The sequence below is a fragment of the Pseudomonas sp. 18173 genome (assembly GCF_050432945.1).
Taxonomy (GTDB): Bacteria; Pseudomonadota; Gammaproteobacteria; order Pseudomonadales; family Pseudomonadaceae; genus Aquipseudomonas.
Genome location: NZ_JBKFTN010000003.1, coordinates 50,663 through 71,036 on the forward strand (window position 1 = coordinate 50,663; position 20,374 = coordinate 71,036).

Annotated in this window: 15 protein-coding genes; 13 read left to right on the plus strand and 2 right to left on the minus strand. The window is 61.2% G+C overall.

Translation table 11 applies throughout. The features are described from left to right. Positions 1-196 precede the first annotated feature (196 nt). Both ACLD1X_RS04160 and ACLD1X_RS04165 read right to left on the minus strand, forming a co-directional pair. Positions 197-754: an NUDIX hydrolase gene (locus ACLD1X_RS04160; RefSeq protein WP_429366250.1), complete on the minus strand. Its 558-nt coding sequence runs from the start codon at positions 752-754 to the stop codon at positions 197-199. A gap of 3 nt (positions 755-757) precedes the next feature. Continuing rightward, a complete protein-coding gene (locus tag ACLD1X_RS04165; RefSeq protein ID WP_429366251.1) occupies positions 758-1,825 on the minus strand; it encodes a DUF2333 family protein in 1,068 nt (355 codons plus the stop codon). Positions 1,826-2,310: 485 nt separating this feature from the next. Here ACLD1X_RS04165 and gcbA point away from each other — a divergent pair, with 485 nt between their 5' ends. The 13 genes from gcbA to ACLD1X_RS04230 all read left to right on the plus strand — a co-directional run bounded on the left by gcbA (position 2,311) and on the right by ACLD1X_RS04230 (position 20,338). Continuing rightward, positions 2,311-3,981 (plus strand): diguanylate cyclase GcbA, encoded by a 1,671-nt coding sequence (gene gcbA, locus ACLD1X_RS04170; protein WP_429366252.1) that lies wholly within the window; start codon positions 2,311-2,313, stop codon positions 3,979-3,981. 955 nt (positions 3,982-4,936) lie between these two features. Further along, positions 4,937-5,980: a methyl-accepting chemotaxis protein gene (locus ACLD1X_RS04175; RefSeq protein ID WP_429366460.1), complete on the plus strand. Its 1,044-nt coding sequence runs from the start codon at positions 4,937-4,939 to the stop codon at positions 5,978-5,980. A 191-nt stretch (positions 5,981-6,171) separates the two neighbouring features. Then, on the plus strand, positions 6,172-7,917 hold the full coding sequence (locus ACLD1X_RS04180; protein WP_429366253.1) for a protein-disulfide reductase DsbD: 1,746 nt from the start codon (positions 6,172-6,174) through the stop codon (positions 7,915-7,917). A 132-nt stretch (positions 7,918-8,049) separates the two neighbouring features. Next, positions 8,050-8,505: a type II 3-dehydroquinate dehydratase gene (gene aroQ, locus ACLD1X_RS04185; protein ID WP_007971361.1), complete on the plus strand. Its 456-nt coding sequence runs from the start codon at positions 8,050-8,052 to the stop codon at positions 8,503-8,505. Between the two features lie 24 nt (positions 8,506-8,529). Next, a complete protein-coding gene (gene accB, locus ACLD1X_RS04190) occupies positions 8,530-8,994 on the plus strand; it encodes an acetyl-CoA carboxylase biotin carboxyl carrier protein (protein ID WP_429366254.1) in 465 nt (154 codons plus the stop codon). A 17-nt stretch (positions 8,995-9,011) separates the two neighbouring features. Next, positions 9,012-10,370: an acetyl-CoA carboxylase biotin carboxylase subunit gene (accC, locus tag ACLD1X_RS04195; protein WP_429366255.1), complete on the plus strand. Its 1,359-nt coding sequence runs from the start codon at positions 9,012-9,014 to the stop codon at positions 10,368-10,370. 255 nt (positions 10,371-10,625) lie between these two features. Next, a complete protein-coding gene (gene prmA, locus ACLD1X_RS04200) occupies positions 10,626-11,504 on the plus strand; it encodes a 50S ribosomal protein L11 methyltransferase (protein ID WP_429366256.1) in 879 nt (292 codons plus the stop codon). 30 nt (positions 11,505-11,534) lie between these two features. After that, positions 11,535-12,773, plus strand: a complete 1,239-nt coding sequence (locus tag ACLD1X_RS04205; RefSeq protein ID WP_429366257.1) for a DUF3426 domain-containing protein — start codon at positions 11,535-11,537, stop codon at positions 12,771-12,773. A gap of 184 nt (positions 12,774-12,957) precedes the next feature. Then, positions 12,958-13,968, plus strand: a complete 1,011-nt coding sequence (gene dusB, locus ACLD1X_RS04210; RefSeq protein WP_429366258.1) for a tRNA dihydrouridine synthase DusB — start codon at positions 12,958-12,960, stop codon at positions 13,966-13,968. Further along, positions 13,965-14,285: a DNA-binding transcriptional regulator Fis gene (gene fis / locus ACLD1X_RS04215; protein ID WP_007907419.1), complete on the plus strand. Its 321-nt coding sequence runs from the start codon at positions 13,965-13,967 to the stop codon at positions 14,283-14,285. The genes dusB and fis overlap by 4 nt, the downstream gene beginning before the upstream one ends. An 82-nt stretch (positions 14,286-14,367) precedes the next feature. After that, positions 14,368-15,975, plus strand: a complete 1,608-nt coding sequence (gene purH / locus ACLD1X_RS04220; RefSeq protein WP_429366259.1) for a bifunctional phosphoribosylaminoimidazolecarboxamide formyltransferase/IMP cyclohydrolase — start codon at positions 14,368-14,370, stop codon at positions 15,973-15,975. A 189-nt stretch (positions 15,976-16,164) separates the two neighbouring features. Beyond that, complete coding sequence (gene purD, locus ACLD1X_RS04225; RefSeq protein WP_429366260.1) at positions 16,165-17,460, plus strand: phosphoribosylamine--glycine ligase; 1,296 nt, start codon at positions 16,165-16,167, stop codon at positions 17,458-17,460. Between the two features lie 100 nt (positions 17,461-17,560). Then, positions 17,561-20,338 (plus strand): response regulator, encoded by a 2,778-nt coding sequence (locus ACLD1X_RS04230; protein WP_429366261.1) that lies wholly within the window; start codon positions 17,561-17,563, stop codon positions 20,336-20,338. Positions 20,339-20,374: the final 36 nt, after the last annotated feature.

The window sequence follows — 20,374 nt, forward strand, 5'->3', positions numbered from 1 at the left end:
CTTCATTTCACTTGTAGGAGCGAGCTTGCTCGCGATGGACTCAAAGGCGACGCGTTCATTCTGGATGCCCGCGTTATCGTTGACCTCCATCGCGAGCAAGCTCGCTCCTACAGGGACAGCCATACCGTTACAGCTTGAAAAGGTCGCGCAGTGTAACGGCAAAAACGCCGATTGCTAAGAGCCAATCAGCGCCAATTTATAGCTCTTTTGCGACGTCTTGCCCACGAGACCTCAGATAACGTTTCAATGCCGCCAAAGAGTCCGGGCAGTAAGGCTTTTCCTCGATTTCCCGCAGCACTTGCCCAATGGGCAAAAAGCGCGCTTCGAGCACCTCTTCCGGTTGCAGGATCAACGGGCCGTCCCACACCGCCGAGAACGCCGAACACCACAGGCGATTACCGGTGTCTTCGAAGAAAAAATGGTCATGGGCGGTCAGTTCCACACCACTCACCCCCAGCTCTTCTTCCAGTTCCCTGGCCGCCGACTCGGCGTAGGTTTCACTGGCGAGCACCATGCCGCCCGCCGCCACATCCCAGTAACCGGGATAGATCGCCTTGCTCAGGGTGCGGCGATGCACACACAGCTCGCCAGCGGAGTTGAACAACATGATGTAGGTGCCGCGCCCGATCAGCCCGCGCTCGCGCAAGTCGGAGCGGACCAGGGCGCCGAGCAGGTTGTCCTGCTCGTCGACCCAGGCGATCTGTTCGGCATCGGACGCCGCGCGGTGCGCGGCCTCCCTGGCGTTATCGACCATGACTCAGCCCTGATTGAGCAATTGACGCAAATCGATCACCGCGGCATTGGCCCGGGAAATGTAGTTGGCCATGACCAGCGAGTGGTTGGCCAGTACGCCAAAGCCACTGCCGTTGAGGATCATCGGACTCCATACCGGCTCCTGCGATGCTTCCAGTTCACGAATGATCTGGCGCACGCTGACCGTGGCGTTCTTCTTGGCCAGCACGTCGGCGAAGTCGACTTCGATGGCGCGCAACAGGTGCGACAGAGCCCAGGCCTGGCCGCGGGCTTCGTAGAACACGTTGTCGATCTGCATCCACGGGGTCTCGACGATTTCCTCGTCGACCTGCGGCGCCACACCCGGCGCCACCACCTCGGTTTTCAACGCGGTGTTGAGCTTGACCCGGCCCACACTGGCCGACAGCCGTTGCGACAGCGAACCCAGGCGGGTGCCGACATCACCCAGCCAGTTGTTCAGGTTATCGGCCCGGGCATAGAACAGTGCAGTCTTCTGGTTCGGATCGGACAGGCGCGCCTGATAGCGGCTCAGGGAATTGATGCCTTCCTGGTACTCGGATTCACTGGATGGCAGCACCCAGCTCTTGTTGTCGAAGTTGAAACGCGGCTCGGCCTTGGCCAGGTCGGCGTCTTCGGCGGACTGCGACTGCGAGCGGGCGAAGTCTTTACGCAATGCACGGCTCAGGTCACGGACCTGCACCAGCACGCCATATTCCCAGCTCGGCATGTTGTCCATCCACAGGCCCGGCGGGAATCGGTCGTTGGAAATATAGCCACCCGGCTTGGTCAGCAAGGTGCCGGCGACGGTCTTGAGGGTTTCCACCGTGGTGTAGCCGACCACCATCTGCTTGCCTTCTTTCTCGGCTGCCATTTGAGCGGTTTGCTGGACCGGGAACAACGCCGGCTCCTGGCTCCAGTACCAGCCCAGGACACTCGCCACCAACAGGTAGATGCCCAGCAGAGTGGCCAGCGCCCGGCTGAACAACAGGCCACCCAGATAACTGCGGGCCTCCGACTTCGGTTCAGCGGCACGTTCAGGCGCACTGCCTGTGCGGTTCTTCCAGTCCAGCATGGCGATATCCTTTCAATCTCTTGAGTTCGACGGTTCGACCACAACCATACAACAACGTGCCTTGGCCCGGCACCCGCCTTTGCATCGATGGGGAAAATTACCGGGCTTGCGCATGAAAAGTGTTCCTGCCCAGCCCGCGACGCTGCGGCCTCGAAATCCACCTAATGGTCTGGATTGCCACCATAAGGGAATCCCCTACCCCCAGAAACCGGAAAAACCGAGCCGATCAGCACGGGCAAAAAAATCATGCATGACCGAATATCAGTCACTCGCCAATGGCTGCCCCACACCCGTCAAGTGCCCTGATTAAAGTACTTCGCCCACCGCACACCGCGACTTTAAAGGCCCGAACCAGACCGACCAGTCACAAACTGAATAGGGTCACATTGCAGATTATTGACGTACAGCACTCATGTAATGGAAAAGTGGTGCTAGCATAGAGCCACCAGTCGACCTCAGTGTGCACCCTAACTAGTAGTCAGGATATGACCGAGCCAGAAGACCCCAGCCGCGAGCGCCTCAAGCACCACTTTGCCCAGCGGGTAATTCACCAGGCTCGTCAGATTCTTGAGATATGGCAGCGCCTGCAACGCAGTGAGTGGTCCACCGCCGACCTTTCGGAACTGAGCGAGGCCAACCTGCGCCTGCTGCGTTTCGCCGAGCGTTTCGAGCAACCGGAGCACACGCAACTGGCGCGTCATATCGGTCAGTCCCTGGAGGCCGTCGATGCCAACCGCGGGCGCCTGAGCAGCGGCCTGATCACCGACCTCAATCGCTTGATGCAGCGCCTGTCTCGCACCGGCCTGCGCCATGGCGACCAACTCGATCAAACCTTCCTGCCACCACTGCGCAAGCCCATCTATGTGATGCTGCAGGATCACGACCGTGCCGAGCGCCTGGCCAAGCAGCTGGAATTCTTCGGGCTCAGCGCCCAGTCCCTGGACAGCGTAGACGCGTTTCGCTCATCGATGGTCGAGCGCCTGCCGGCGGCGATTGTCATGGACGTCGATTTCAGCGGCCCCGGCGTCGGCCTGAAACTGGCTGCCGAAGCCCAGGAAGGCCTGGACCATCGCCTGCCGCTGCTGTTCTTCAGCCTGCACGAAACCGACACCCCGACCCGTCTGGCCGCCGTGCGTGCCGGTGGCCAGGAGTTCCTCACCGGCACCCTCGAAGCGTCGAGCCTGCTGGAGAAAATCGAAGTCCTGACCTGCGTTGCCCAGTACGAACCTTATAAAGTGCTGATCATCGACGACTCCCGCGCCCAGGCCCTGCACACCGAGCGCCTGCTCAATAGTGCAGGGATCGTCACGCGGACGTTGATCGAGCCGATCCAGGCCATGGCTGAACTGGCGGATTTCCAGCCCGACCTGATCATCCTCGACATGTACATGCCGGCCTGCACCGGTACGGAACTGGCCAAGGTGATCCGCCATAACGACCGTTACGTCAGCGTACCGATCATCTACCTGTCGGCCGAAGACGACCTGGACAAACAGCTCGACGCCATGAGCGAGGGCGGCGATGACTTCCTGACCAAGCCGATCAAGCCCCGGCACCTGATCACCACCGTGCGCAACCGCGCGGCACGTGCCCGCAACCTCAAGGCACGGATGGTCCGTGACAGCCTCACCGGCCTGTACAACCACACGCACATCCTGCAATTGCTCGAAGACTGCTCGTTCCGCGCCCGTCGCGAGAGCAAGCCGCTGAGCTTTGCCATGCTCGACATCGACCACTTCAAGCGGGTCAACGACAGCCACGGCCACCCCATGGGCGATCGGGTGATCAAGAGCCTGGCGCTGTTTCTCAAGCAACGCCTGCGCAAAACCGACTTCATCGGCCGCTACGGTGGCGAAGAGTTCGCCATCGTCATGCCGGACACCGATATCGAAGCGGCCTACAACGTGCTCGATGAAATCCGTCAGCGTTTTGCCGAGATTCACTACCCCGCCCAACCCCAGGATCTGTGGTGCACCTTCAGTGCCGGGGTGGTGGAGTTATGCGAAAGCTCCGACAGCCTGATGATGGCCAGTCAGGCCGACGAGGCGCTGTACCGCGCCAAAGACGGTGGACGCAATCGCGTACAGGCCGCGCGCACATCAAAGCAAAGTGCCACTTTTTTATCGGAATCGACCGATACGGTCATAACCCTGTAACATAAACGCAATAACTTCAGGCACTTACCATTTCTGCCGTTGGTAGTCCGTAATGCGCCTGAAGCTGCTGACCAATCTCAATACCCTCCTTCTGGTGGCCGTGTGCGTGGCCCTCGGCGCTACGCTGTGGTGGTCGCAGAAAGCCCTTGAGCGTCCGTATCTATTAATGGAGCGCTACCTGGGCCTGTCGCAGCAGTTTCAGAATGAAGTCGCCCGCAGCGTCGAAGACTACCTTGGCAGCGGCGATGCACTGCGCCTGAGCAGTGCCGCCCAAGGCATCGACAGCCTGCAAAGACAACTCGGCGAATTGCCACCGGCCCTGGCCGAGACCTTGCGCCCCAGCCTGTCGACCCTTGAAGAATTCAGCAAAACCGACCTGCTGGCCGCCGGCAAGCTGGCCGGCGATCCGCAAGCGCTGCTGCTGCAGGCCGAGCGGGAGCTGGGCGCCAGTCTCGACCAACTCAGCCAGTACGCCAATGGCAATGCGGCCTACCTGACACCGCTGCTCGCTGCCTCCCAGCATCTGGGCAAACTGTCCCTGGCGCGGGACAAACTGGTCAGCAGCGGCCGTAGTGAACTGGCCGCCGATGTCGAACGCGAAGTGGCCAACATCCGCACCCAGGCGGAGAAGCTCGACGCCCTGCCGCTGCTGGGGGTGACCACCAGCAGCGAGTCGAACACCGATGATTTCGCCTCGATGATGGGCCTTGAGAACCAGGAAAAAACCGTCGCCGAAGATGCCGGTGTCGGCCTCAAGCGTGAGCTCAACAGCCTGCTCACCCGCTACCCGGCCGAGCTCTCGCGCACCCGCGATCAAATCAGCAAACGCGCCGACCTCAGCACCGCGACTCACTTGAAAATCGCCGACGTGCAACAGGCCATCGCCGGGCTGGAACCGGTGGTACGCGCCCAGCACGGGCAAATCCAGGGTGAAGTGCGGTTGATGCAAGGCGTGATGATCGGTTTGATCCTGTTGATCGCGCTGCTGATCGATACCCTGCAGCGCAAACTGGCCCGGACCCTGACCAACCTCGCCCCGGCCCTGTCGACCTGGGCCGAAGGCGACTTCAGCCGCGACATTCAACTGGGCAACACCAACCGCGAATTGCAGGACATCGAGGCCTCGCTCAACCGCCTGCGTGCTTATCTGGTGGACCTGGTGGGGACCATTCGCCGCAATGCCGAGCAGGTGGCCGGCAGCAGCCGCACCCTGGCCGACCTGAGCAACGACTTGCACAGCGGCGCCGAGCATCAGGCCGGCGACACGGCGCTGATTCGTGATTCCCTCAGCGAACTGGAGGCGACCATTCAACAAGTCGCCGGTGATGCCAGCCAGGCCGCCGATGCCAGCCGCCATGCGGGCCTGGCCGTGGAGCATGGACAAAAAGTCATCGGCCTGAGCCTCACCGGCCTGCATGCGCTGGTGGATGAAGTGCAAGGCAATGCGCAAATGATCGAACACCTGGCCGAAGAGTCGGCCACCATCGGTGGCGTGTTGACCGTGATCCGCTCGATTGCCGACCAGACCAACCTGCTGGCCTTGAACGCGGCCATCGAAGCGGCCCGGGCCGGAGAGATGGGCCGGGGCTTTGCCGTGGTGGCCGAAGAGGTGCGCTCACTGGCGCAACGCACCGCCGGGGCCACGGCAGAAATCCAGACGCTGATCGCCGGGCTGCAAACCGCCGCAAGGCAATCGGTGGAAGGCATGCGCGCCCAGGTCGAACACGCCGAAGCCACGGCCAGCCAGGCCCAGGCCGCCGATGGTGCGCTGGACAAGATAGTCGGGGCAATCCAGACCATTTCCGACACGGCAGTGCGCATCGCCGATGTCACCGCCCAGCAAAGCGGCGCTGTCAGCGAGATCCGTGACCACAGTGAGCGGATTCACCAGTTGGGCGGGGATAACCTGCTGCGTATCGGTGAAGGGCGTGAGCAGGGGGAAAACCTTTTGGTGCTCGGTGGGCGGCTGCATACAGCCGTTCAGGCTTTCCGCGTCTGATAGATTGCTTTCGCGAGCAAGCCCGCTCCCACATTTGATCTCTGGTGTTCACAAATGATGTGCACACAACAGAACCAATGTGGGAGCGGGCTTGCTCGCGAAGGCGTCAGAACAATCACCACAACACTCCCGCCCTGCACGCCCCGCAACTGTCCGCTATCATCCCCCCAATTCCGATACGCGAGACCGTCATGCGCCGTTTGCTCTGCCTGCTGTTTTTAGTGTTTTTCCTGCCAGCCAGCGCCACTGGCTTGCTGGAGAATCGCCCCAGTTCGACCCTGGGTTCGATCAACAACAGCGCCGACTTCCTGCCGGTGCGTGAAGCCTTCCGGCTGAGCCTGGTAGAAAGCACGCCGCAATCGATCAAGCTGCGCTTCGTCGCCACCGAAGGTTATTACCTTTACCGCCACCGCTTTCAGTTTCGCGCCGATCCGGCCGAAGTCGTCCTCGGTGCGGCGAAACTGCCAGACGGTCAAAAAAAGCACGATGAATACTTCGGCGATGTCGAGGTCTACCACGGCATTCTCGACGTGGAGTTACCGCGCACCGACCCGCGCGCCTTCACCCTGGCCGTGACCTATCAGGGTTGTGCCGACAAAGGCCTGTGCTATCCCCCGGAAACCGAGCGATTGAGCATCGACGGCAGCGGTGCTCCGGCGACGGCTTATCAATGGAGCTGGCGCGAACTGGCATTGTTTTTCCTCGCCGGCCTGGGCCTGACGTTCACGCCCTGCGTGCTGCCCATGCTGCCAATCCTGTCCGGCGTGGTACTGCGCGGCCAGGTCGGCGGCTGGCGCGGTTTCAATCTGTCACTGGCCTATGTGCTGCCGATGGCCGCCTGCTTTGCCCTGCTCGGTGCGCTGATGGGCCTGTTCGGCGCCCAGCTCAATCTGCAGGCGCGGCTGCAATCGGCCTGGGTGCTGGTGCCTTTCGCGATGTTTTTTGCGCTGTTCGCGCTGGCGATGTTCGGCGTCTTCGAACTGAAACTGCCGCACGCCATCAGCAGTCGCCTGGACCGCATCGCCGGTCGTACCGAGGGCGGTTCACTGTGGGGCGCCGCGGTGTTGGGCGTGGTCTCCAGCTTGCTGGTTTCACCCTGCGTTTCGGCGCCACTGGCCGGCGCGCTGCTGTACATCAGCGCCAGTGGCGATGCGCTGGGCGGTGGCTTGAAGTTGTTCATGCTCGGGCTCGGCATGGGCGCACCGCTGTTGCTGGTGGCCACTGGTGGCGCGGCCTGGTTGCCGAAAAGCGGCCCGTGGCTGGTCTATGTGAAAAACGCCATTGGTGTGTTGTTGCTCGGGTTGGCCGTCGGCCTGCTCAGCCGCGTCCTGCCGGGCCAGGTCACTTTGCTGCTGATCGGCTTGCTGGCGGGCGGCGTCGGTTTGTTCATGGGGGCGCTGGAGTTCGTCTACAAACCACCGCGCAAACGCCTGGGCCAATTGCTCGGCATGTTCCTGCTGTTTTACGCCTTGGCCTGCTGGTATGGCGCCTTCAGCGGCCAGACCGACCCGTTCAACCCGATTGGCCAACCCCGTATCGCTGACAATAGCGGAGCTGCGCAAAACACCAGCAGCTGGCAAACCGTCAGCACGCCGGCCGAACTGGATCGCGCGCTCGCCGACGCACGCTCGTCCGGCACACCGTTACTGCTCGACTGGTACGCCGATTGGTGCATCAGCTGCAAAGTCATCGAACATGAGGTGCTGAACGACCCGATCGTCGTCGAACGCCTCAAGGGTTACCGACTGATTCGCTTCGACATCACCGCCAGCAACGCCGAGCAACGTACCCTGCTCGATCGCTACCAGTTGTTCGGTCCCCCAGCCCTGATGTTTTTCGGCAAGGACGGCGTCGAACGCGCCGATGTGCGAGTGATCGGCGAGATCGACGCCAAAGCCTTCGCCGAACGAATTGCCAGGGCCAATGACCACATTTAATCAAGCAGTCATATATTTCGCGCAAACATCGGCCATCGTGCTGGCTATTGCATAGAACTGGACAGTCACAAAGGCTTTGCGGCATAGTCGCCGGGTTCTGACAATTGCACACCGATCACATAGGAACAGCCGATGGCGACGCTACTCGTATTGCACGGACCCAACCTGAACCTGCTTGGCACTCGTGAACCGGGCACCTACGGCGCCACGACGCTGGCGCAGATCAACCAGGACCTGGAACGCCGTGCCCGCGAAGCCGGTCACCATCTGCTGCACCTGCAAAGCAATGCCGAATACGAATTGATCGACCGTATTCACGCTGCCCGCAGCGAAGGCGTGGACTTCATTTTGATCAACCCGGCAGCTTTTACACATACAAGTGTCGCATTACGTGACGCGCTGCTGGCGGTGAGCATCCCATTCATCGAAGTGCATTTGTCTAACGTGCACAAACGCGAACCTTTCCGCCATCACTCTTACTTCTCCGACGTAGCGGTGGGAGTGATCTGCGGCCTTGGCGCCAGCGGTTATCGACTGGCCCTGGAGGCCGCCCTGGAACAGCTTGAACAACAAGTTAACCGCCCCTGACCGACCCTTGGGAGTTGATGATTCATGGATATCCGTAAAGTTAAGAAACTGATCGAATTGCTGGAAGAGTCCGGCATCGACGAGCTCGAGATCAAGGAAGGCGAAGAGTCCGTACGCATCAGCCGTCATAGCAAGACCCCGGCTCAGCAGTACTACGCACCGGCTCCAATGCCTGCTCCGGTTGCCGCGCCTGCCGCTGCCGCCGCTCCGGCTGCCGCTGCTGCACCTACTGCTGCCGCCGCTCCGGCACTGAACGGCACCGTTGCCCGTTCGCCGATGGTCGGTACTTTCTATCGCAAGTCTTCGCCAACCTCGCCGTCCTTCGTGGAAGTCGGCCAGACCGTGAAGAAAGGCGACACCCTGTGCATCGTTGAAGCCATGAAGATGATGAACCACATCGAAGCTGAAACCAGCGGTGTGATCGAATCCATCCTCGTCGAAGACGGCCAGCCGGTTGAGTACGACCAACCGCTGTTCACCATCGTTTGAACCGCGGAGAGCCTTTGATGACTGCGAAGTTGGAAAAAGTTCTGATCGCCAACCGCGGTGAGATCGCCCTGCGGATCCTGCGCGCCTGCAAAGAAATGGGCATCAAGACCGTCGCCGTTTACTCCAAGGCTGACAAGGAACTGATGCACTTGGGCCTGGCAGACGAATCCGTCTGCATCGGTCCGGCATCGGCCGCCCACTCCTACCTGCACATTCCGGCAATCATTGCCGCAGCCGAAGTGACAGGCGCCACCGCCATTCACCCGGGCTACGGCTTCCTTGCGGAAAACGCCGACTTCGCCGAGCAGGTCGAGAAATCCGGCTTCGCGTTCATTGGCCCGAAAGCCGAAACCATTCGCCTGATGGGCGACAAGGTATCGGCCAAGCACGCCATGATCGCCGCTGGCGTACCGACTGTTCCGGGCTCTGACGGCCCGCTGCCGGAAGACGAAGAAACCGCTCTGCGCATCGGTCGCGAAGTGGGTTACCCGGTGATCATCAAGGCCGCTGGCGGCGGCGGTGGTCGCGGCATGCGCGTTGTGCACAAGGAAGAGGACCTGATTTCCTCGGCCAAACTGACCCGCTCCGAAGCTGGCGCGGCGTTCGGCAACCCGATGGTCTATCTGGAAAAATTCCTGACCAACCCACGCCACGTGGAAGTCCAGGTGCTTTCCGATGGCCAGGGCCATGCCATCCATCTGGGTGACCGCGATTGCTCGCTGCAACGTCGCCACCAGAAGGTTCTCGAAGAAGCGCCGGCACCGGGCATCGACGAGAACGCGCGTGAGGAAGTCCTCGCCCGCTGCGTCAAGGCGTGCATCGACATCGGTTACCGTGGCGCAGGTACTTTCGAGTTCCTGTACGAGAACGGCCGCTTCTACTTCATCGAGATGAACACTCGCGTCCAGGTAGAGCATCCGGTATCGGAAATGGTCACCGGCATCGACATCGTCAAGGAGATGCTCAGCATCGCCGCCGGCAACAAGCTGTCGTTCACCCAGGATGACGTCGTCATCCGCGGTCACGCACTGGAATGCCGGATCAACGCCGAAGACCCGAAAACCTTCATGCCGAGCCCGGGCACGGTCAAGCATTTCCACGCTCCAGGCGGCAACGGCGTTCGCGTCGATTCGCACCTGTACAGCGGTTATGCCGTTCCGCCGAACTACGATTCGTTGATCGGCAAGCTGATCACCTACGGCGCAACCCGTGACGAAGCCATGGCGCGCATGCGCAATGCGCTGGACGAAATCGTGGTCGACGGGATCAAGACCAACATCCCGCTGCACCGCGACCTGACCCGCGATGAAGGCTTCTGCAAAGGGGGCGTGAACATTCACTACCTCGAGCACAAGCTCGCTGGCGAGAAGCACTAAGCTTCGAACCCATCAACAAAGCCGCCCTTGGGCGGCTTTGTTGTATCTGGACGTCCCCCCCTTGTGGGAGCGGGCTTGCTCGCGAAGAGGGTGTGTCAGGCAAGCATTTATTGACTGGCACACCGCTTTCGCGAGCAAGCCCGCTCCCACAGGTTATGGGTCATCCAACTCCCACAAAAGCCCCGCGCTCGCGTAAACTTGCGCGCTTCTCGCAGCCCGCTAGGCTGCAATCAACATTTTTCAAAGGTGCCCGCCATGCCTTGGCTGCAAGTACGTCTCGCCATCAGCCCAGAACAAGCCGAAACCTATGAAGACGCTTTCCTTGAAGTGGGCGCCGTTTCGGTGACCTTCATGGACGCCGAAGACCAGCCGATCTTCGAGCCGGAACTCAACACCACGCCACTGTGGTCGCACACGCACCTGCTGGCCCTGTTCGAAGGCGGTACCGAGCCCGGCCCGGTACTGGCCCATCTGGAACTGTTGACCGGCAGCCCGCTGCCTGAACACCACAGCGAAGTGATCGAAGACCAGGACTGGGAACGCAGCTGGATGGACAACTTCCAGCCGATGCGTTTCGGCCAGCGCCTGTGGATCGTGCCAAGCTGGCACGCCGCGCCGGAGCCTGATGCAGTGAATCTGCTGCTGGACCCGGGCCTGGCATTCGGCACCGGCACCCACCCGACCACCGCGCTGTGCCTGGAATGGCTCGACGGCCAGGACCTGAAGGGCTGCAACGTGCTGGACTTCGGCTGTGGCTCGGGGATCCTGGCGATTGCCGCCCTGTTGCTGGGCGCCAAACAGGCCGTGGGTACCGATATCGACGTGCAGGCACTGGAAGCCTCCCGCGACAACGCCGGACGCAACAACATTGCCGAAGAGCTGTTCCCGCTGTACCTGCCGCAAGACCTTCCACAGGTTCAAGCCGACGTGCTGGTGGCCAACATTCTCGCCGGCCCGCTGGTTTCCCTGGCGCCGCAGCTGTCCGGCCTGGTCAAGCCGGGTGGTCGCCTGGCGCTGTCGGGCATCCTCGCTGAACAAGGCGACGAAGTCGCTGCCGCCTACGCCAGGGACTTCGATCTGGATCCGATCGCCAATCGCGATGGCTGGGTGCGCATCACTGGCCGTCGGCGCTAGAATGACCGCCTGCATAATCCGGATCGCCGCATGACCGATAGCTTCGTCACCCAGTGCCCGCATTGCCAAACCAGCTTCCGCGTCAGCCATGCCCAGTTGAGCGTGGCGCGTGGCGTGGTTCGCTGCGGCTCTTGCCTGCAGGTGTTCAATGCCGCCAAGCAACTGCTCGAGCAGGCTGGCAAAGAAGCACCGGCAGCACCACCGAAGCCTGAAGAGACCGCCGAGCCATCGCAGCCTCGCACCATCAGCCAAAAGCAGTGGAGCGCTGCCGAACTGGATCTGGACAGCCTCGATCTGGACGAAGAACTGGCCCGGCTCGAACAACGGAAAATCCAGCCGATCACCGAATTCGGTCGTCATCGCGATGATTCACTGAGTGCCCGGCGCGACAGCCTCGAGCAGGACGAAGAACCGTGGCCCGACAGCCTGTTCAGTGAGCCGGCCGTCGATCGTGAGCAAGTCGACGAACCGCTCGACAGCCTTGAAACGCCAGAGCCGACGGTCGAACCGGGCAAAAACTCGCGCACCGAACCTTCGCTATCCCTGGAACCGGTTGATCTCGACGACGAAACACAGCCACCCCAGTTGAAATTGCACGACCCTCTCGATGCACCGCTGAATCACGAACGCCTGTCAGCCACCGACCAGAATGAAATCGACGACGACCTGCCCTCGATCGAACCGCTGCGCAAGCGACGCGAACGCAGTGAGCCGGGCGTGCGCGCCGAAGTGCTGCAAGACCTGACCGATGATCCGTTGCAACTGGACTGGCAAAAACGTCGCTCTCCGTGGGGGCGCCGGCTGCTCTGGCTACTGCTGATCCTGATTGCCGCTGGCGCCCTTGCCGGCCAGTACATCGCATACCATTTCGACGAACTGGCGCGACAGGATCAATATCGCCCGTGGTTCCAGCAATTTTGCCCGCAAATCGGCTGCACCGTGCCTTCCAAGGTCGACATTGCGAAAATCAAGAGCAGCAACCTGGTGGTACGCAGCCACCCCGAGTTCAACGGCGCCCTGGTGGTCGATGCGATCATCTATAACCGTGCGCCCTTCTCCCAGCCCTTCCCGTTGCTGGAACTGCGCTTCGCCGACCTCAATGGCCATCTGATAGCCAGTCGCCGCTTCAAACCCGGCGAATACCTCAATGGCGATCTCGAAGGCATGGCGGAGATGCCTCCGCAAACGCCAATTCACATCGCCCTGGACATTCTCGACCCCGGCGCCAAGGCCGTGAACTACAGTCTGAGCTTTCACTCTCCGGAGTGAAACGCTTCATCGCCCCCTGATTGGCGCCGGCATTTTGAGCCCACCCGGCATACCAAACCACGGGTAATAACAGAATAACTGTTCAGATTTTGTTCAATTCAGCCTTTATCCAGTCATCGAGAGCGGGTATCATGCCCACCCTTTTTCGAACTCTCATGATCCGGCCCCACAACAGGGAAGTCCTATGTCGGCGGTACGCATCGGTCCATACACGTTAAACAACAGCTTGATTCTCGCCCCTATGGCGGGCGTCACCGACCAGCCCTTTCGTCAGCTGTGCAAGCGCTTGGGCGCGGGGCTAGTAGTCTCGGAAATGGTCACCAGCGACATGAGCCTGTGGAACACCCGCAAGTCGCGCATGCGCATGATCCACGAAGGTGATCCCGAGCCACGCTCGGTACAGATCGCCGGTGGCGATGCGCAGATGCTGGCGGACGCCGCCCGGGCCAACGTTGAAATGGGTGCGCAGATTATTGATATCAACATGGGCTGTCCGGCAAAAAAAGTCTGCAACAAGGCTGCCGGGTCCGCACTGTTGAAAGATGAACCCCTGGTAACCGAGATCCTGCAGGCCGTCGTGGCCGCGGTTGATGTGCCGGTTACCCTGAAGATCCGGACCGGTTGGGACCGGGACAACAAGAACGGCCTGACGGTGGCGAAGATCGCCGAGCAGGCAGGCATTACGGCGCTGGCGGTACATGGCCGCACCCGTGCCGACCTGTACACCGGTGAAGCCGAGTACGACACCATTGCCGCGATCAAGCAGGCGGTGTCGATTCCGGTCTTTGCCAACGGCGATATCGACTCGCCGGAAAAAGCCCGGTACGTGCTCGACGCGACCGGTGCCGATGGCCTGCTGATTGGCCGGGCCGCCCAGGGGCGGCCGTGGATTTTTCGCGAGATCGAGCATTTCCTGCGTACCGGCGAGAAGCTCCCGGCGCTGGAACTGATCGAGGTGGAACGCATTCTGCTAGAGCATCTGGCCGCCCTCCACGCCTTCTATGGCGATGTCATGGGTGTGCGCATTGCTCGAAAGCATGTGGGCTGGTATCTCGCAACCCTGCCGGGCGCCAGGGAGTTTCGCGCCCACTTCAATCGTTTGGATGGTACGGATACACAATGCGCCAACGTTCAGGCGTTTTTCGCCGAACGTTACAAGAGCCTGACAGGGGACGGAGAGTGGGTGGCCGCATGACGATGATGACCGAGACTTTAGTGAGTGGAACAACACCCGTGAGCGACAACGTGAATTTGAAACAGCACCTCAATACTCCGAGCGAAGAGGGCCAGACCCTTCGCGGGAGTGTCGAGAAGGCGCTGCACAATTATTTCGCCCACCTTGAGGGCGCTGCCGTCACGGATGTGTACAACCTGGTGCTCTCCGAAGTCGAGGCCCCCCTGCTCGAGTGCGTGATGAATTACGTCAAGGGCAACCAGACCAAGGCCAGCGAGCTGCTCGGGCTGAACCGGGGCACGCTGCGCAAGAAACTCAAGCAGTACGATTTGCTGTAAGCATTCAATCAAACCAGAAAGGCGCCCGCGTAAAACCGGTCGCCTTTTTTGCTGACTTCCTTTGCTTTTGATGGAAATTGAGATGACCGACCAGACTACCCGCCTGCCGATCCGCCGCGCCTTGATCAGTGTTTCCGACAAGACCGGGATCCTCGAATTCGCCAAGGAGCTCGAAGCCCTGGGCGTCGAGATCCTCTCCACCGGCGGGACGTTCAAGCTGCTGCAGGACAACGGCGTTGCCGCAGTGGAAGTCGCTGATTACACCGGTTTTGCCGAGATGATGGACGGCCGGGTGAAGACCCTGCACCCGAAAATCCACGGCGGGATCCTCGGTCGTCGCGGTATCGACGACGCCATCATGAACGAGCACGGCATCAAGCCGATCGACCTGGTAGCGGTCAACCTGTACCCGTTCGAAGCCACCATCAACAAGCCTGGCTGCGACCTGCCGACCGCCATCGAGAACATCGACATCGGCGGCCCGACCATGGTCCGTTCCGCGGCCAAGAACCACAAGGACGTGGCCATCGTGGTCAATGCCAGCGATTACGCCAGCGTCCTGGAAAACCTCAAGGCCGGCGGCCTGACCTACGCTCAGCGTTTCGACCTGATGCTCAAGGCCTTCGAGCACACCGCCGCCTACGACGGCATGATCGCCAACTACATGGGCACTGTTAACCAGGCGGCTGAAACGCTCAGCACCGAAGGTCGCAGCGAATTCCCGCGCACCTTCAACAGCCAGTTCATCAAGGCCCAGGAAATGCGCTACGGCGAGAACCCGCACCAGAGCGCGGCGTTCTACGTTGAAGCCAAGCCTGCCGAAGTCGGCATCGCCACCGCGACCCAGCTGCAAGGCAAGGAACTGTCGTACAACAACGTGGCCGACACCGACGCCGCGCTGGAATGCGTGAAGAGCTTCGTCAAGCCGGCTTGCGTGATCGTCAAGCACGCCAACCCGTGCGGCGTGGCGGTCAGCCCGGACGCCGAAGGCGGCATCCGCAAGGCCTACGACCTGGCCTACGCCACCGACACCGAATCGGCCTTCGGCGGCATCATCGCCTTCAACCGTGAGCTGGATGCCGAGACCGCCAAGGCGATCGTCGAGCGTCAGTTCGTCGAGGTGATCATCGCCCCATCGGTCAGCGAAGAAGCCCGCGCCATTGTCGCCGCCAAAGCCAACGTACGCCTGCTGGCCTGCGGCGAGTGGTCGGCTGACCGCGCGGCAGCGTGGGACTACAAGCGCGTCAACGGTGGCCTGCTGGTACAAAGCCGCGACATCGGCATGATCGGCGCCGATGACCTCAAGGTCGTGACCAAACGCGCACCGAGCGAGCAGGAAATCAACGACCTGATCTTCGCCTGGAAAGTCGCCAAGTACGTGAAATCCAACGCCATCGTCTACGCCAAGAACCGCCAGACCATCGGTGTCGGCGCCGGCCAGATGAGCCGCGTGAACTCTGCGCGTATTGCTGCGATCAAGGCTGAACATGCTGGCTTGCAGGTAGCGGGCTCGGTGATGGCTTCCGATGCATTCTTCCCGTTCCGCGATGGCTTGGACAATGCGGCCAAGGCGGGCGTGACTGCTGTGATCCAGCCAGGCGGCTCGATGCGTGATGCTGAAGTGATTGCAGCCGCAGACGAAGCTGGTATCGCCATGGTGTTCACCGGCATGCGCCACTTCCGTCACTAACAAGACGACGGCCGCACTGAACCCGGCATCTGCTGCGTTGGATCCGACCTCGATGATGCTCATTGCCAGAAGGCAACTCCGCTCATCGAGGCCGACCCCGCCTTGCATCTACCGGTTTCATTGCGACCTCCTACAGCGTGAAGCGCTATAGGTTCTAAAACAGAATTTGCGTCATCCGAGGTTTTTGAAATGAATGTTTTGATCATTGGCAGCGGTGGCCGTGAACACGCCCTGGCCTGGAAAGTGGCTCAGGATCCGCGCGTGCAGAAGGTGTTCGTGGCGCCGGGCAATGCCGGTACCGCCATCGAAGCCAAGTGCGAGAACGTCGCCATCGACGTACTGGCGCTCGAGCAGCTGGCAGACTTTGCCGAGAAAAACGTTTCCCTGACCATCGTCGGCCCTGAAGTGCCGCTGGTTGCCGGTGTCGTGGATCTGTTCCGCAGCCGCGGCCTCGATTGCTTCGGCCCGACCGCTGGCGCTGCACAGCTGGAAGGTTCGAAAGCCTTCACCAAGGATTTCCTGGCTCGCCACAAGATCCCGACTGCCGACTACCAGAACTTCACCGAAATCGAACCGGCCCTCGCCTACTTGCGGGAAAAAGGCGCTCCGATCGTGATCAAGGCCGACGGCCTGGCCGCCGGTAAAGGCGTAATCGTCGCCATGACCCTGGCCGAAGCCGAAGACGCCGTGCGCGACATGCTGGCGGGCAATGCCTTTGGCGATGCAGGTTCGCGCGTGGTCATCGAAGAGTTCCTGGACGGCGAAGAAGCCAGCTTCATCGTCATGGTCGACGGCAAGAACGTGCTGCCGATGGCCACCAGCCAGGACCACAAACGCGTCGGCGACGGCGACACCGGCCCGAACACCGGCGGCATGGGCGCTTACTCCCCGGCGCCGGTGGTCACCGCCGACGTGCACAAGCGCGTCATGGACCTGGTGATCTGGCCGACGGTGCGCGGCATGGCCGAGGAAGGCAACGTCTATACTGGCTTCCTGTACGCCGGCCTGATGATCGACAAGGCTGGCAACCCGAAAGTCATCGAGTTCAACTGCCGTTTCGGCGACCCTGAGACCCAACCGGTGATGCTGCGTCTGCAGTCGAGCCTGGTACTGCTGGTCGAAGCCGCCCTGGCCCAGGCGCTGGATAAAGTTGAAGCGCAATGGGATCCACGCCCGAGTGTCGGCATCGTCCTGGCCGCTGGCGGCTATCCTGGTGACTACGCCAAGGGCGCTGCCATCAAGGGGCTGGAGGCAGCCGCCACACAGGAAGGCAAGGTTTTCCACGCCGGCACTGCGCTCAAGGATGGCCAGGTAGTGACCGCCGGTGGTCGTGTATTGTGCGCCACAGCCATGGGTGCCAGCGTCGATGCTGCACAACAGCAGGCCTACAAGCTGGCGGCAACGATTGACTGGGAAGGCTGTTTCTATCGCAAGGACATTGGCTACCGCGCCATTGCCCGCGAGCGTGGCGAGAGCCAGGAATAAGGTAAACACCACGCCAGGCAATGAACACGGTTCATTGCCTGGCTATTCCGGCGCCGCGCATCGTTATATTCTGGCATCAACCTAACGAAGGGATTTCGCCGTGCGCTGGCTCAGGATTGCCATAAGCTTGACCGTCACTTTGCTGACCTTGCTCTGCATGCTACCGGCCCAGGCCGCGCAAGGCAGTGGCTGGGCAGTATTGCTCGACGAACAGGGCGACCTGCAACTGAGCGACATCCGCTCCGCACGCTACACCAATCAATTCAGCCCTATCGAACTCGAGCGCATTACCGCGGCCGAACCCGATGGCGCGTTATGGTTGCGATTCAGGCTGGCACCGGGCAAACACGAACAGTTGCTGCGGGTGTTCGCGCCTGACCTGCGCCAGTTCAACATGTACGTCCTGGACGGCGACAAGCTGATCGATCAATCCAGCACAGGCAACGAACACCCCCAATCCGAGCGGCCATTGCCCAGCAGTGATTTCATGCTGGCCCTGCCGCAAAGCGACAACCCCCTCGATGTCTACCTGCGACTGGCCTCTGACCATCAGTTACGGCCTTATATCACCTTGCAATCGGCGATCATCGCCGCTGCCGACCAGAACCAGACGCTGATCTATGGCCTGCTGTTCGGTTGCATCGCCATGCTGATCCTGCACAATCTCATCCGGTACGCCTACACCCGCTCACACAGTGCCCTCTGGCTGGCGGCATGCGAAGGGCTGTTGATGCTCAGCCTGCTGCTGTTGCTGAACCTCGCCGGCCCCTGGCTACCGGACTGGCATGCCCTGCAAACGCCGGGGGCTTACCTGGCACTGCTACTGACTGCACCTTGCGGCCTGATGCTTGCCTATCGCTTTTTCGCCCCCCTGGGACCGCACCCGCTGAATCGGTTGCTGCTCGGCGAGGTCCTGCTCATCACCGCCTGCGGCCTGATGCTGCTGTTCGTCAATACCTTGCCGCTGAACTTCATCACCTACGGCCTGGTTGCCCTTGCAGGCCTGAGCATGCTGTTCATCAGCGCCTATTACTGGCAAAAAGGCTATCGCCCGGCTCGCCTCTTCGTGGCGGCCATGGTGGTGTTCAACCTTGGGACACTGGTCATCCTCCCGGCGCTGTTGGGGCTGACCCTGATCGAACCCCACGGCTTGATCACCACATTGCTGGTGTTCATCTGCATCAGCGGCCTGCTGATGAGCATCGCGTTGAGCGAGCGCCAGCGTCGCATCACCGAAGACCGTTTCAGCATCAGTCGCGACCTGGCGGCCAGCAATGCCGAGATCAATGCCAAGGCCGAGTTCCTGGCGAAGATCAGCCATGAAATCCGCACCCCGATGAACGGCGTCCTCGGCATGACCGAGCTGCTGCTGGGTACGCCGCTTTCGGTCAAGCAGCGCGACTATGTGCAGACAATCCACAGCGCCGGCAACGAACTGCTGACACTGATCAACGAAATTCTCGACATTTCCAAACTCGAGTCCGGGCAGATCGAACTGGACGATGTGCAGTTCGACCTCAACGCACTGATCGAAGATTGCCTGAGCATCTTCCGCGCCAAGGCCGAGCAGCAAAACGTCGAGTTGATCAGTTTCATCCAGCCGCAAGTGCCGCGGGTGATCAGCGGTGACCCGACACGCCTGCGCCAGACCCTGCTGAGCCTGCTGGAAAACGCCCTGAAAAAAACCGACGAAGGCGAAATCCTGATCGTCGTGGCGCTCGACGAGCGCAGCGCCAAACCGCGCCTGCGCATTGCCGTACAGGACAGCGGCGAGCCCATGGACGCCGAAGAGCGCGACGCCCTGATGCACGCCGAACTGCACAGCCGGCATTTCCTTTCGGCCACCCACCTGGGTGGCAACCTGGGCCTGGTGATTGCCCGGCAGCTGATTCGCCTGATGCACGGGGAGTTCGGGATCAAGAGTGGCAGCAACCAGGGCAGCACCCTGTGGCTGACCTTGCCGCTGGACCCGGATCGCCTCGAACATCCGACTTCCGACCTCGATGGCCCGCTGCAAGGCGCGCGGGTATTGGTGGTGGACGACAACGACACCTGTCGCAAGGTGCTGGTGCAGCAATGCAGCGCCTGGGGCCTGAACGTCAGCGCCGCACCTTCCGGCAAGGAAGCGCTGGCACTGTTGCGCACCAAGGCTCATTTGCGCGATTACTTCGATGTGGTCCTGCTGGACCAGAACATGCCCGGCATGACCGGCATGCAACTGGCGGCCAAGATCAAGGAAGACCCGAGCCTGAACCATGACATCCTGCTGATCATGCTCACCGGCATCAGCAATGCGCCGAGCAAGATCATTGCGCGCAACTCCGGGATCAAGCGCATCCTTGCCAAACCGGTGGCCGGCTACACCCTCAAGACCACCCTGGCCGACGAGTTGACCCAACGCAACAAAGGTCAGGTCGTCACGCAACCACCGCCAGGCGGCCCGGCCCTGCCGGTCAAGGTCCCCAGCGATTTCCGCATTCTGGTGGCCGAAGACAACAGCATCTCGACCAAGGTGATCCGCGGCATGCTGAGCAAGCTCAACCTGCAACCGGATACCGCCTGCAACGGTGAAGAAGCCTTGCAAGCGATGAAAGCCCAGCGTTACGACCTGGTCCTGATGGACTGTGAAATGCCGATCCTCGATGGCTTCTCCGCCACCCAGCAATTGCGTGCCTGGGAAGTCGGCAACCAGCGTGTCCGTACTCCCGTGGTGGCCTTGACCGCCCACATCCTGGCCGAACACAAGGAGCGTGCGCGCCAGGCCGGCATGGACGGCCACATGGCCAAACCGGTCGAACTGTCGCAGCTGCGCGAACTGATCGAACACTGGGTCGCCCAGCGTGATCAGCAAAATCGCGCAACGACCCAAACGTCCTGAGCCGACAGACTGCACAACCCCTGATAGACTCCCCCT